This is a genomic window from Aeromonas sp. sif2416 (assembly GCF_019218665.1).
GTDB classification, from domain to species: Bacteria; Pseudomonadota; Gammaproteobacteria; order Enterobacterales; family Aeromonadaceae; genus Aeromonas; species Aeromonas encheleia.
In genome coordinates this window covers 191,597-205,271 of the sequence record NZ_JAHUXC010000006.1, presented here as the reverse complement: position 1 = coordinate 205,271, position 13,675 = coordinate 191,597, and the positions used below count along the sequence as shown (strand labels likewise).

The following is a 13,675-nucleotide window of genomic DNA, read 5'->3' as shown; positions in this document are numbered from 1 at the left end:
AGCTATTTAGTCTATATTTTCAGCTAATTTGTCATATATCTGATTCGCGAGTGCGGTCACGTCATTACATTCCCAGCTTAAATATCCATACTTTTAGCAGCCTATTGATAACCACTCACCCGCCTCATCTCCTATGGTTGCACCCAGTCATCCCATTTCATTGATGGTCAGGAGTACACCATGTCTGAGCACATCGTCATCGGACTCGATTTCGGCAGCGATTCGGTAAGAGCGCTCGCCGTCCGTTGTCACGACGGCGCCGAACTAGCAACTCACGTTGTCTACTACCCACGCTGGCAAGCGGGAAAATACTGTCAGCCGGTCCACAACCAATTCCGTCACCACCCACTCGACTACATCGAATCGATGGAGCAGGCCGTGGTCAACGTGGTCGGTCAACTGTCCGTCGAGCAGCGCGCGGCGGTACGTGGCATCGGGGTCGACAGCACAGGCTCGACTCCCGCACCTATCGATAACGAGGGGCGGGTGCTGGCACTGCGGCCCGAATTTGCCGACAACCCGAATGCCATGTTCGTGCTGTGGAAGGATCACACCGCCATCGAGGAGGCCGAGGCCATCACGGCGCTCTGTCACAGTGGCCAGTTTGCCGATTACAGCCGCTATATCGGGGGCATCTACTCCTCCGAATGGTTCTGGGCCAAGATCCTGCACGTCTCGCGCGCAGATGCTGCCGTCCGTGAAGCGGCCTGCAACTGGGTTGAGCTGTGTGACTGGGTCCCCGCCATCCTGAGCGGCAGCCAGGCCCCGGCCGACATCAAACGCGGGCGCTGCTCCGCCGGCCACAAGTCCCTGTGGCACCCCAGCTGGGGTGGCCTGCCCCCCGCCGAGTTCCTCAATGCCCTGGATCCGTTGCTGACCGACGATCTCGACTTCCCGCTATTTACCGACAGCTGGACCGCCGATCTGCCGGTCGGCACCCTGACGCCGGAGTGGGCGGAGCGCCTGCATCTGAGCTGCGAGGTGGTCATCGCGGGAGGCGCCTTTGACTGCCATATGGGTGCGGTGGGGGCGGGAGCCAGTAAAAATGCGCTGGTGAAGGTGATAGGCACCTCGACCTGCGACATCTTGATCGCCGATGAGGCCACCATTGGCGATCGCGCGATCAAAGGGATCTGCGGTCAGGTAGACGGCAGCGTGGTGCCCGGCATGGTGGGGCTGGAGGCAGGACAATCCGCCTTTGGCGACATTTATGCCTGGTATCAACGGCTGCTGAGCTGGCCGCTGGATCAACTCGCGGAGCAATACCCCGAACTCTGCACCGCCGTCGAAGCCCAGAAACAGCAGTTGCTGCCCAACCTCGCCGCGACCTGGGATGCACAACTCGATCTGCAACATCTGCCGATTGTGCTCGACTGGTTCAACGGCCGCCGCACCCCCTACGCCAACCAACGCCTGCAAGGCACCATCACGGGTCTGAACCTGGGCTCCAGCACCGCCGATCTGTTTGGTGCCCTGGTCGCCTCCACCGCCTTTGGCGCTCGCAGCATCATGGAGTGCATGACCAGCCAACAGGTGCCGGTGGAGCAGGTCATCGCCCTTGGGGGGATAGCCCGCAAGTCCGTCACCGTGATGCAGACCTGTGCCGATGTGATGAACAGACCCATCCAGGTGGTGGCGTCGGATCAGTGCTGCGCCCTCGGCGCGGCCATCTTCGCCGCCGTGGCCGCCGGCATCTATCCCGATGTGGCCGAGGCCCAGCGCGACATGGCCAGTGCGGTGGAGCGCACCCACCAGCCACAACCCGAGCGAGTCGCCGAATATGAGCGGCTCTACCAGCGTTATCTCCAATGGAGCAGTGCCGCCGAGCCTCTCTACAATCGGGGGGACCTGGCATGAACCTGCGCACACTCAAGGAGCAAGTGCTGACCGCCAACCTGGATCTGCCGCGCCACGGCCTGGTGACCTTCACCTGGGGCAATGTGAGCGGTATCGATCGCGAGCGCAATCTGGTGGTCATCAAGCCGAGCGGTGTCAGCTACGACAGCATGCTGCTCGAAGATCTGGTGGTGCTGGATCTCGCCGGCAAGCAGGTCGAGGGGAGCCTGCGCCCCTCCTCCGACACCGCCACCCACCTGGTGCTCTATCGCACCTATCCCGAGCTCGGCGGCGTGGTACATACCCACTCCACCCATGCCACCGCCTGGGCCCAGGCGGGGCGCGCCATCCCGCTCTTCGGCACCACCCAGGCCGACTACTTCAACGGTGAGATCCCCTGCTCTCGCCTGCTGACCCCGGGCGAGGTCGAGGAGGATTACGAGGGGCTGACCGGCCATCTCATCGTCGAGACCTTGCGACAGACCCCCATTCTCACCATGCCGGGAGCATTGGTGGCCAACCACGGCCCCTTCAGCTGGGGCAAGGACGCTCACGACGCGGTGCACAACGCCGTGGTGCTGGAGGAGGTGGCGCGCATGGCCTGGCTCACCGGCCAGATCAACCCGCAGGCCAACGCCCTGCCCGACTATCTGCTGGAGAAACACTACCAGCGCAAACATGGCAAGCACGCCTATTACGGCCAGACAAAAGCATAAACAGAGGACATCAAGATGGAATTCATGAAACAGCTGGAAGTGTGGTTCCTGGTCGGCAGCCAGCATCTCTATGGCGCCACCACCCTCAAGCAGGTGGCCGATCACGCCCACACCATCAGCAGCCAGCTCAATGAGCACGCCGGCCTGCCGATCAAGATAGTGATCAAGCCCACCGGCACCACCCTCGATGAGATCAGCAGCGTCGCCCGCGACGCCAACCACAACGAGCAGTGCGTCGGCCTGATGGTGTGGATGCACACCTTCTCCCCGGCCAAGATGTGGATCCCGGCCCTGAGCCAGCTGCAGAAACCGCTGCTGCAGTTCCACACCCAGTTCAACCGCGATCTGCCATGGAGCGAGATCGACATGGACTTCATGAACCTGAACCAGACCGCCCACGGCGGCCGCGAGTTCGGCTTCATGGGGGCCCGTCTGCGTCTGCCCCGTACTGTGGTGGTCGGTCACTGGCAAGATAAGGAGGCTCACACCAAGATCGGCAACTGGATGCGCATCGCCGCCGCCATCCACGACAGCCGCCACATGAAAGTCGCCCGCTTTGGCGACAACATGCGCAACGTGGCCGTGACCGAGGGTGACAAGATTGAGGCCCAGATCCAGTTTGGCTATCAGGTGAACTATCACCCGGTCGGCGATCTGGTCAAGGTCATCGACGCCGTGCCGGTCGCCGATATCGAGGCGCTGCTGGAGGAGTACGAGGCCACCTATACCCTGACCGAGGCGGTGCAGGCGAACGGCCCACAGCGGGAGTCCCTCTATGAGGCGGCCCGTCAGGAGTTGGGGATGAAGAAATTCCTCACCGACGGCGGCTTTGGTGCCTTCACCACCACCTTCGAAGATCTCTACGGCCTGCACCAGCTGCCGGGGCTGGCCTGCCAACGCCTGATGCAGCAAGGCTTCGGCTTTGGTGGGGAGGGGGATTGGAAGACCGCGGCCCTGCTGCGCACCCTCAAGGTGATGGGCCATGGTCTGCCGGGTGGCACCTCCTTCATGGAGGACTACACCTACCATCTGGCAGAAGGCAACAATCTGGTACTGGGTGCCCACATGCTGGAGGTCTGCCCCTCCATCGCCGCTGGCAAACCCGTGCTGGATGCCCAGCATCTGGGCATCGGCAAGAAGGCCGATCCGGCCCGCCTGCTGTTCTCCGCCCCGGCGGGCAAGGCGGTCAATGCCAGCCTCATCGACATGGGCAACCGCTTCCGCCTGGTGGTCAACCAGCTGGAGGTGGTGGACTTGCCAGAGACCATGCCGAAGCTGCCGGTGGCAAGCGCCTTGTGGAACCCGATGCCGGATCTGCAGACCAGCGCCGAAGCCTGGATCCTGGCCGGCGCCGCCCACCACTCGGTGTTTAGCCAGGCGGTGGATATCGAGCAACTGCGCACCTTCGCCGACATCATGGGCATCGAGTTCCTGGTGATCGACGAAGCCACCCGGATCCCGGCCTTCCAGCAGGAGATCCGCTGGAACGAGGTCTACTACAAGCTCTGCAAATAAACCGTTGCCAGCCCCCTCTCACGGGGGCTTTTTATTGCTCTTATTTTTGCCAAGGACAATGTTATGACCAGTCTGCTAACGCAACTTAACGCCGTCACCCCTATCGTTGCCGATACCGGCGACATCGAAGCCATCAAGCGCTACCAGCCCATCGATGCCACCACCAACCCCTCCCTGGTGTTGAAGGCATCCGAGATCCCCGAATACGCGGCACTGATCGAAGACGCCATCCACTGGGCCAAGGCCCAGAGCCAGGACAAGGCACAGCAAATCATCGACGCGGGCGACAAGCTGGCGGTCAACATCGGTCTGGAAGTACTGAAAATCGTCCCGGGCCGCATCTCCACCGAAGTGGATGCCCGTCTCTCCTTCGATACCGACGCCAGCATCGCCAAGGCGCGCAAGCTGATCCGTCTCTACAACGAAGCCGGCATCACCAACGATCGCATCCTCATCAAGCTGGCCTCCACCTGGGAAGGCATCCGTGCCGCAGAAGTCCTGGAGAAAGAAGGCATCCAGTGCAACCTGACCCTGCTGTTCTCCTTCGCCCAGGCCCGTGCCTGTGCCGAGGCCGGTGCCTTCCTGATCTCCCCGTTCGTGGGCCGCATCCTCGACTGGTACAAGGCCAAGCACAACCGTGACTACAGCGCGAGCGAAGATCCAGGCGTGGTCTCCGTCACCGCCATCTACGACTACTACAAGCAGCACGACTACCAGACCGTGGTCATGGGTGCCAGCTTCCGCAACACCGGCGAGATCCTGGAACTGGCCGGCTGTGACCGCCTGACCATAGGCCCTGCCCTGCTGGAAGAGCTGAGCAAGAGCGAAGGCGCCGTGGTGCGCAAGCTGAACTACACCAGCGATCGCAAGGCAAAACCGGCTCCGCTGAGCGAAGCCGAATTCCGCTGGGAACTGAACCAGGACGCCATGGCCGTCGAGAAGCTGGCCGAAGGCATCCGCATGTTCGCCATCGACCAGGGCAAGCTGGAAACCATGCTGGCCGGTCGCCTCTGATAGGGCTTGTACACCCTCCCCGTCGGGCGCCCTCGAGCGCCCGCTTTAGACAGTAATTCGCCTTAATCTTGGCCATCAAATGAAGCAATCGCAGGAGATACAGATGCCTTCTCGTAAAGAGCTTGCCAATGCCATTCGCGCATTGAGTATGGATGCCGTTCAAAAAGCCAACTCCGGTCACCCGGGCGCCCCCATGGGAATGGCAGATATCGCCGAAGTGCTGTGGCGTGGCCACCTCAAGCACAACCCGAACAACCCCAAGTGGGCCGACCGCGACCGTTTCGTGCTGTCCAACGGCCACGGCTCCATGCTGCTCTACTCCCTGCTGCACCTCTCCGGTTACGACCTCTCCATCGATGACCTGAAAAACTTCCGCCAGCTGCACTCTCGCACCCCGGGTCACCCGGAGTACGGTTATGCCCCCGGCATCGAGACCACCACTGGCCCACTGGGTCAGGGCATCACCAATGCCGTGGGCATGGCGATCGCCGAGAAGGCCATGGCCGAGCAGTTCAACCAGCCGGGTCACGACATCGTCGACCATTACACCTATGCCTTCATGGGCGACGGCTGCCTGATGGAAGGCATCTCCCACGAGGCTTGCTCCCTGGCCGGTACTCTGCAGCTGGGCAAACTGATCGCCTTCTGGGATGACAACGGCATCTCCATCGACGGTCACGTGGAAGGCTGGTTCACCGACGACACCCCCAAGCGTTTCGAAGCCTACGGCTGGCACGTCATCCCTGCGGTTGACGGTCACAGCCCGGAAGCCATCAACGCCGCCATCGAAGCCGCCAAGGCCGAGACCGGCAAGCCGACCCTGATCTGCTGCCGCACCATCATCGGTTACGGCTCACCGAACAAGTCCGGCTCCCACGATTGCCACGGCTCACCGCTGGGCAACGACGAGATCGCCGCCGCCCGTGCCTTCCTGAAATGGGATCACGCGCCGTTCGTCATTCCGTCCGAGATCGCCGCCGAGTGGAATGCCCAGGAGAAGGGCACCAAGCTCGAATCCGACTGGGCTGCCAAGTTTGCCGCCTATGAAGCCGCGCACCCGACCCTGGCCGCCGAATTCAAGCGCCGCACCGTCGGTGAGCTGCCGGCCAACTGGGCCGCAGAATCTGCCAAGATCATCGAGACCCTGCAGGCCAACCCGGCCAAGATAGCGACCCGTAAAGCCTCCCAGAATTCCCTGGAAGCCTTCGGCAAGCTGCTGCCCGAGTTCATGGGTGGCTCTGCGGATCTGGCGCCGTCCAACCTGACCATGTGGTCCGGCTCCAAATCCCTGACCAATGAAGATGCCTCCGGCAACTACATCCACTACGGTGTGCGTGAGTTCGCCATGTCCGCCATCATGAACGGCATCGCCCTGCACGGGGGTTTCATCCCCTACGGCGCCACCTTCCTGATGTTCATGGAGTACGCCCGCAACGCCCTGCGCATGGCCGCCCTGATGAAGCAGCGCGCCATCTTCGTTTACACCCACGACTCCATCGGTCTGGGTGAAGATGGCCCGACTCACCAGCCGGTGGAGCAGATCGCCTCCCTGCGTCTGACCCCGAACATGAGCACCTGGCGCCCCTGTGACCAGGTGGAATCCGCCATCGCCTGGAAGCACGCCATCGAGCGTCATGACGGCCCGACTGCGCTGATCTTCTCTCGTCAGAACCTGCCCCAGATGGACCGCACCGCCCAGCAACTGGCCGATGTGGCCAAGGGTGGTTATGTGCTGAAGGATTGCGCCGGCACGCCGGAGCTGATCCTGATCGCCACCGGTTCCGAAGTGGAGCTGGCCGTGGCCGCCTATGAGCAGCTGACCGCCAAGGGCCGTGCCGTGCGCGTGGTCTCCCTGCCGGCCACCGACGTGTTCGACGCCCAGTCTGCCGCGTACAAAGAGTCCGTCCTGCCGGCTGCCGTCACCAAGCGTGTCGCCATTGAGGCGGGTATCGCCGACTACTGGTACAAGTACGTGGGCTTCGGCGGCAAGATCATCGGCATGCGCACCTTCGGTGAGTCCGCGCCGGCCGAGCTGCTGTTCAAGGAATTCGGCTTTACCGTGGAAAACGTGGTTGCGACCGCAGAGTCCCTGTAACAGCCCCTGTAATCGCTGAACATTGGGCCGCCTTGGCCCAATAGCCAGAATGATAAAACGCCCTCCATCGCAAGATGGGGGGCGTTTTTTGCTGCCTATGCTGACTGAGAGGAATCCTCCTCACCGCTGTGCCTCATCAGGAATACGCAGGCATCAGCAACCGTCAGATGATATCCGCCGCTCCTTGGTCCACAAGGAAAAGCCACTGGCTCGACGCCGAGATGGCTCGCCATCTAACACAGAGGGTTGGCATAGTGATGATGCCAACCCTCTGTTATCTATGTTTTTTCATCCACTTCCACTAGAGCAGAGAACGGATTTCAGCCGTTGAGCTTGGTCAGGCCGTTACCACCAGGCATTGGCCTGCACACCGACAACCCAAGTATCATCGCTTTCATTGCCTTCGAAAGTCTGGCTATTGTCGCTCCAGTTGTCGTTGTTGCTGTCGAAGTAGCTCGCGTAGAGGCGCAGCTCCGGCTGGTTACGACCCAGAGACCAGGCCTGGGCGAGTGTGTATTTGGAACCACTGCGGTCATAATCGGAACCATTTTCCGTCTTCTCATCGGAGAAATACCCCATCTCCGCATAGGTACGAGTCCGCTCGGACCAGTGGTAGGCCAGCTTGGCTGAGGCGCCAAACATGCTGGCATCGATCTGATCGTTGTCCCAGGTCTCGATGCTATCGGCCGCCGCATAGTTGATGGCGTGGCTCAGATCCCAATTGCCACTGAGCGGAATGCTGCCATAGTTGCGAATCGCATAACCGCTACCACTCTTGATGTTGCCATTGAGTGTATCGGCCGCCCCCATGAGCACCCCCTGCGCCGCCGAACCATCCACGTAGAATTGCAGCACCGTCTTGTTAAAACCGGTGCCAGCCACGGTCTGGTTCAATTCCAGCATGAAGGCATGACCATCGCTGTAATCATGCTCGCCGGCCCCCGGCTCATCCACCTGCTCCGTCGAGGGATCGGCATTCAGGAACTTGTACCCGAGCGCCAGGGTGCCACCCTCCCACAAGGGCAGAGAGTCATAGGTCAATTCCAGGTTGTTGGCATTGATCTGGTGTTTGGCGTGCTGAGTGTCCGTGCCTATCTCATTCTCAAAGTCACGATGCAGTACCGCCACGGAGAACTGGCCCGCGCCGAGACTCATGCGTTCGATACCGGCCCCGACGTTGGTCTGGTTCCAGTAAAAGTAATCGTTCATGTCAATATAATAACCTTTATTATATTGACGAATACCTGCCCAGGAGGTCTCCCCCATCCCCATGAAATTCCGCAACTGCAGGTTCATGTTTTCCCAACCGAATGGGGAGTCATTACTGACGCTGTCGGAGTCACCATCCCACATATTGAACATGGTCTGGATATAGACAGATTGATCGTCCTCCTTAATCAGCTCTTTGCCAAAACCAATCTCGGCATAATTATCGAATTCGTTCCCCAAACGACCCATCTTGTTCTTCTGAAAATCAGAGCCACCAATGCTGTTTGAAGCGGAACCATCCGCACCAGTGCCAACCCCGGCACGAAAATAGCCCCAAAAATCAAAATCTTCAGCAGCAACAGCATTGGTGGCCGCGATAGATAAAGATGCGGCCACAATATATCGAATTGAGTTTTTCAAGATACATCCTCGATAGTTATTATATTGGCTGAGCAGGTACGCTCAATTAGCATAAGAAAGGAATAGACCTTCATGCCATATGAATATGTGTCGGAAGAAACCACCATGGGTGGCGGAGTAATAATACCCCTCCATAAAGAATGAACAGGTGATAATGATCACATTAATATAATCGTTTACACCAACTGTCGTTAACTATATTTTTGCAAGTTGGTTTTTATTTTTTCACTCTCATATCTAGGCTGCATTCAGCTTATTATTAAATTCAGCACCCATTAAGTATTGGAATAAATAAAGCGGAGCTCAATGGCTCCACAATAATAGCTGGCAGCACGCCGGGGCTCTATATCAGGCCAAACAAAGGCACCCTCCCTTTCACCTCCCTCCCGGATATCTCGTCAGCGTGGTGCGGCCAGGGCTCGCCCGGTGCCGGCAGGGATGCCAAACTGCGGCAGGCCGAGGCAATAATCGTCCGTCCAACTGCCGCTGGCGGAATAGAGGAGGAAGAGTCGCCCCCTTGGTCGTTTTGCACATTCACCCTGCGGCCAGTCGGGCCCTAACGCTGGCCAGATCTGCCGGCGGTGGCGGGCGTGACTCCCCCACGGCCATCCGGGTGCCCGCTCGCTCATTCCCTGATTTCGGTCAACGACGCCCCTGGACCCTACGGGTAATCTGCCTCGCCCCGATCGGCATGGCGCACGCCGTGCCGTCTGCGGGAATGGTTTGGCACCGGCGCCTAGCGCCGCCAACCCGGGCGGCTATTTCCAAAACCATGTTCAAATGACATGCTCACCACACGCCATGGCCCGCAAAGCTGAGATGGCCACCCGACAGGAGTCGTTGATATGCAGGATGAGACGGAGGCAGGCAGCATCTCTGCCTACCAGTTCGGCAACTATCGCTTCGATGTGAACAGGCGGGAACTCAGCCTGTGCGCCGATCCGGCCTCTCCCCAGCCCCTGAGTTCGGCCCGGCTCTCCTGCGCCGAGGCCCTGATCCTGGCGTACCTGCTGGATCACCACGACGAGATCTGTGACAAGGAGACCCTGCTCGCCGCCGGCTGGCAGGGACGCCCCATCAGCCCCAACTCCCTGAACGTCGCCATCGCCAACATCAGGCGCCATCTGCTCCCCTCGCCCCGCTGCGCCGAGATCCGAAGCACGGCGCGCAAGGGCTATGCGCTGCACCTTGGCGGCCCGCTGAGCCACATCGGCGGCAAGCAGGAGCCGGCCCAGGTGCCGCAGCCAGAGCTAGCCGGGTCCCAGGTACCGCCCCAACCGGCGGAGCCGGCGTGGCACTCCCCCTCTGTCCGCCCCCTCTGGCAACGCGGCAAGCGGCTCTGGCTGAGCGGCCTCGATCGGCTGCTGCAAACGAGGACCCTGTGCTATGTCAATCTGGCCCTGCTGCTGTGCCTCCTGCTGGCCGCTGGCCTGTTGCGCTTCGAGTGGCTGGGGGTGCGCTGCGAGCAGGCCGCCAGCCACAGCCTCTGCCAGATGGAAGCCAAGGCCAGCCCAACGGCCATGTCCCCCGGCACCCTGACCCTGATCTCGGGTCACCGGGTGCTGACACTCTCATACCATGAACTGGACAAGGAGTTCTGATGCCCCGGGTGGAACCATGAGACGCACGCTGCGCAATGCCCTGCTGCTGTCACCCCTGCTGCTGCTCCTGCTCTGCGCGGGGGGGCTCGTCATCAACAGCTTCGGCTGCCACTACGACCTGAAGATGTCGGCCAACGGCGTCAACTATCATGGCATCTGTCGCTGGGGCAAGATGACCGTCATCCAGGAGGAGCTGGCCAGCGGTGAGGTGTGGCGCGTCACCGGCTTCCAGCTCACCTTTCTCAATCAGCTGATCTACCTGATCGATAGCCGTACCCAGCTGCACGCCTCCGGCAAAAAAGATTCCTACCTCAACGAATACAACCAGTTGCAGTCGGAATACGCGCTGGTCAACTACGCCTGGGTGCCCCTCACCGAGAACAAGATTGCCCTGTTCCAGCGGGATCCGGTGCACGATGTGGTGATTGCCCAGCGCGACGGCTGGTTCGATCTCTATCGCTGGTGGTTCCCCCCCACACCGATCCTGGCGCCTCCCACCCGAGATCCCTCGCACTGACCCGCACTAGCCTCGGCTAGTCATCCCGGGGCTATGGCATAAGGGACAAGATTGACGCTCAACGGCCAGGCCTGTCACGGCGGATTCAGTCATGTACACTCTTGGAGTGAGTCGTCGATGACGAGACGACCATTCTTCATTGGCTCGCATCAAGAGAAGGGAATCATGGCTAGCAAAAAAAAATCCAAACCTGAACAGCCGGCACTGGCCGAGGAGCTCAAGGCGCTCGGCACCAAGGAGTACGAGAAGGAGCTGCGGCGCCTGCACGTGGAGCTGGTGAAGCTGCAGCAGTGGGTGGTGCACAAGGGGCTCAAGGTGTGCATCGTATTCGAGGGGCGCGACGGCGCCGGCAAGGGCGGCACCATCAAGGCCATCACCGAACGGGTCAGTCCGCGGGTGTTCAGGGTCGTGGCCCTGCCCGCCCCCACCGAGCGGGAGAAGAGCCAGCTCTATATCCAGCGCTACGTCCCCCATCTGCCCGCCGCCGGCGAGGTCGTCATCTTCGATCGCAGCTGGTACAACCGGGCGGGGGTGGAGCGGATCATGGGCTTCTGCACCCCGGAGGCGAGCGACAAGTTCCTGGCCAGCACGCCGCAGATGGAGTGGTCCATGGTCGATTCGGGCATCATATTGCTGAAGTACTGGCTGGAGGTGAGCCCGGAGGAGCAGGAGCGCCGGTTGCGGGATCGCATCGACGATGGTCGCAAGACCTGGAAACTCTCGCCGATGGACATCAAGTCATTCGATCGATGGGATGACTACACCGAGGCGCGGGATGCCATGTTTGTCGCCACCGACACCAGCTGGGCCCCCTGGTTCGTGGCCCGCTCCGAGGACAAGAAACGGGTGCGGCTCAACATCATCTCCCACCTGTTGACCCATATCCCCTACGAGGAGCTGCCGGCCGAACCGGTCAAGCTGCCCAAGCGCAAGATCGGCAAGGTCAAGCCCACCGACCACCCGTTCCGCTTCATCCCAGAACCCTTCTGATCAGCCGCAAGGGGTGAGCCAAGGCTCACCCCTTGCCCTGTTGATATTGACGGATCGCCGCCCTGGCGTTGAACAGCATGCGGCCGGCCCCCAGCTGGCTGGCCAGACCACAGCGGCGCACGTTCTCCAGCACCCCGGGATTGAGCCCGGCCAGCCAGAGGTTGACCCCCCTGGCACGCGCATGCTGCTCCCCCTCCATCAGCATCATCAGCGCCGAGTACTCCACATCCTGCACCCGGCTCATATCCAGCACCACCACCTCGGGCTGGTGGGTCTCGATCAGCTGGCGGATCTGGGCGGCCACATACTGCACATTGATGAAGAACAGGCGCCCCTCCGGCCGCAGGATCAGCAGGCCCGGGATCGTCTCGTCATCGGGGTGGCGCTCGGCGAGCGGGCGCAGCACATCCTCCCCCGGCTTGCGGCCAATCACATAGACCTGGGGCTGCGCCGTCTGGCTGGCGAGCCCCAGCAGGGAGGCCAGGATCGCTACCACTATCCCCTGCAGGGTGCCAAACAGCAGCACCCCCAGGCAGGCGGTGGCGGCCCAGCGGAACTCCATCATGCGGATCTGCCCTATCTTGCGAAACTCTCCCGGCTGGATGAGGCCCACCGAGTAGACGATGACCACCACCGCCAGGGTGGCGTTCGGCAACCAGGACAGCAGGGGGGCGAGAAAGATCATGGTGGCCAGCGCCATCGCGGCCGTGACGGCGCTGGCCCACTGGCTCAGACCCCCGACGGAGCGGACCACCGCGGTCTGGGAGGTGCCGCCCCCCGCCGGCATGCTGCCGCAGAAGGCGCCGCCCAGGTTGGCAAGACCGGTGGCCACCAGCTCGCGGTTCGGATTGATCTCGGGTTCCCCCTCCCCCACGAAGGCCCGGCCGGCGGCTATGGTCTCGGTGAAGCTCATCAGCGCTATCCCCGCCGCCCCCGGCAGCAGCTGCAGCACCAGCTCCAGATCCGGCATCGTCAGGCTGGGCAGGCCGGTGGGAATGGCCCCGACGATGGCGACACCAGCCTCGTTCAGACCCCAGCCCCACACCAGCGCTATGCCGATGCCCACCCCCAGCAAGGGAGCCGGGGAGTGCGGGAAACGCCACTCCATGAACACCAGCACCACCAGGGTGACGAAGGCGACCCCCAGCGTCAGCCAGGAGGTCTCGGGCAAGGCCTGCCCCAGGTGGTAGAGATCCATGAAGAAGTTCTCCTTCTGGATGTGCACCCCGAACAACTTGGGCAGCTGATCGAGGATAATGACCAGCCCGATGCCGCTCTTGAACCCCACCAGCACCGGCAGGGAGATGAAGTTCGCCACGAAGCCGAGCCGCAGCACCGCCGCCAGCATCAGCATGGCCCCCACCAGCAGGGTCAGGGTGGCCGTCACAATGAGCAGCTGGCCGGGATCGCCATCCGGCACCACCACCCCGAGCTGGGTCGCGGTCAGGATCGCCAGCGTGCTGGTGGAGCTGACGCTGAGCACCCGGGAGGAGCCCAGCAGGGCGTAGAGCAACATGGGAACGAAGGCGGTGTAGAGACCGATCGCCACCGGCAGACCGGCCACGGTGGCATAGGCCATGGCCTTGGGCAGCACGACCGCCGATGCCGTAACGCCGGCCAGCAGATCGGACAGGGAGCGCCTTGGCGCCGACGCGGGTGATGACATCTTATCCTCCATGATCGCTGGCCTGATCGGGCCCTGATGTTGCAACCGGCGCTCAAAGAGGCCGTTGCCAACCGACGGCCATAGCCGCTCGCCTGG

10 protein-coding genes are annotated in these 13,675 nt (G+C 61.6%); 8 read left to right on the top strand and 2 right to left on the bottom strand.

The window, feature by feature from the left end; genetic code table 11:
- Positions 1–180 precede the first annotated feature (180 nt).
- The 5 genes from KW821_RS13615 (at position 181) to tkt (ending at position 7,176) form a co-directional block, all read left to right on the top strand.
- The gene (locus tag KW821_RS13615; protein ID WP_218291817.1) at positions 181–1,857 is read left to right on the top strand and encodes a ribulokinase; all 1,677 of its coding nucleotides are present in this window, start codon (positions 181–183) and stop codon (positions 1,855–1,857) included.
- Entirely contained in the window at positions 1,854–2,552 is a 699-nt protein-coding gene (locus KW821_RS13610; protein WP_305729943.1) for an L-ribulose-5-phosphate 4-epimerase, read from the top strand. The genes KW821_RS13615 and KW821_RS13610 overlap by 4 nt, the downstream gene beginning before the upstream one ends.
- Before the next feature lie 15 nt (positions 2,553–2,567).
- Positions 2,568–4,067, top strand: a complete 1,500-nt coding sequence (gene araA / locus KW821_RS13605) for an L-arabinose isomerase (protein WP_218291816.1) — start codon at positions 2,568–2,570, stop codon at positions 4,065–4,067.
- Between the two features lie 63 nt (positions 4,068–4,130).
- Positions 4,131–5,081, top strand: coding sequence for a transaldolase (gene tal / locus KW821_RS13600; RefSeq protein WP_218291815.1), 951 nt, complete (start codon positions 4,131–4,133; stop codon positions 5,079–5,081).
- Positions 5,082–5,184: 103 nt separating this feature from the next.
- The gene (gene tkt / locus KW821_RS13595) at positions 5,185–7,176 is read left to right on the top strand and encodes a transketolase (RefSeq protein WP_218291814.1); all 1,992 of its coding nucleotides are present in this window, start codon (positions 5,185–5,187) and stop codon (positions 7,174–7,176) included.
- Between the two features lie 345 nt (positions 7,177–7,521).
- Here the strand turns inward: tkt and KW821_RS13590 are convergent, their stop codons facing one another.
- Positions 7,522–8,805 carry a carbohydrate porin gene (locus KW821_RS13590; protein WP_218291813.1) on the bottom strand — a complete coding sequence of 428 codons (1,284 nt, stop codon included), beginning with the start codon at positions 8,803–8,805 and terminating at the stop codon, positions 7,522–7,524.
- An 845-nt stretch (positions 8,806–9,650) separates the two neighbouring features.
- On the opposite strand from KW821_RS13590, the gene KW821_RS13585 reads away from it, so the two are divergent.
- From KW821_RS13585 to ppk2, 3 genes are all read left to right on the top strand, one after another.
- Complete coding sequence (locus tag KW821_RS13585) at positions 9,651–10,406, top strand: winged helix-turn-helix domain-containing protein (RefSeq protein WP_218291812.1); 756 nt, start codon at positions 9,651–9,653, stop codon at positions 10,404–10,406.
- Positions 10,407–10,422: 16 nt separating this feature from the next.
- Complete coding sequence (locus KW821_RS13580) at positions 10,423–10,923, top strand: hypothetical protein (protein WP_218291811.1); 501 nt, start codon at positions 10,423–10,425, stop codon at positions 10,921–10,923.
- 165 nt (positions 10,924–11,088) lie between these two features.
- Entirely contained in the window at positions 11,089–11,913 is an 825-nt protein-coding gene (gene ppk2 / locus KW821_RS13575) for a polyphosphate kinase 2 (RefSeq protein WP_218291810.1), read from the top strand.
- A gap of 25 nt (positions 11,914–11,938) precedes the next feature.
- Here ppk2 and KW821_RS13570 read toward each other — a convergent pair whose 3' ends face one another.
- Positions 11,939–13,579 (bottom strand): SulP family inorganic anion transporter, encoded by a 1,641-nt coding sequence (locus tag KW821_RS13570; RefSeq protein ID WP_256353476.1) that lies wholly within the window; start codon positions 13,577–13,579, stop codon positions 11,939–11,941.
- Positions 13,580–13,675 lie beyond the last annotated feature (96 nt).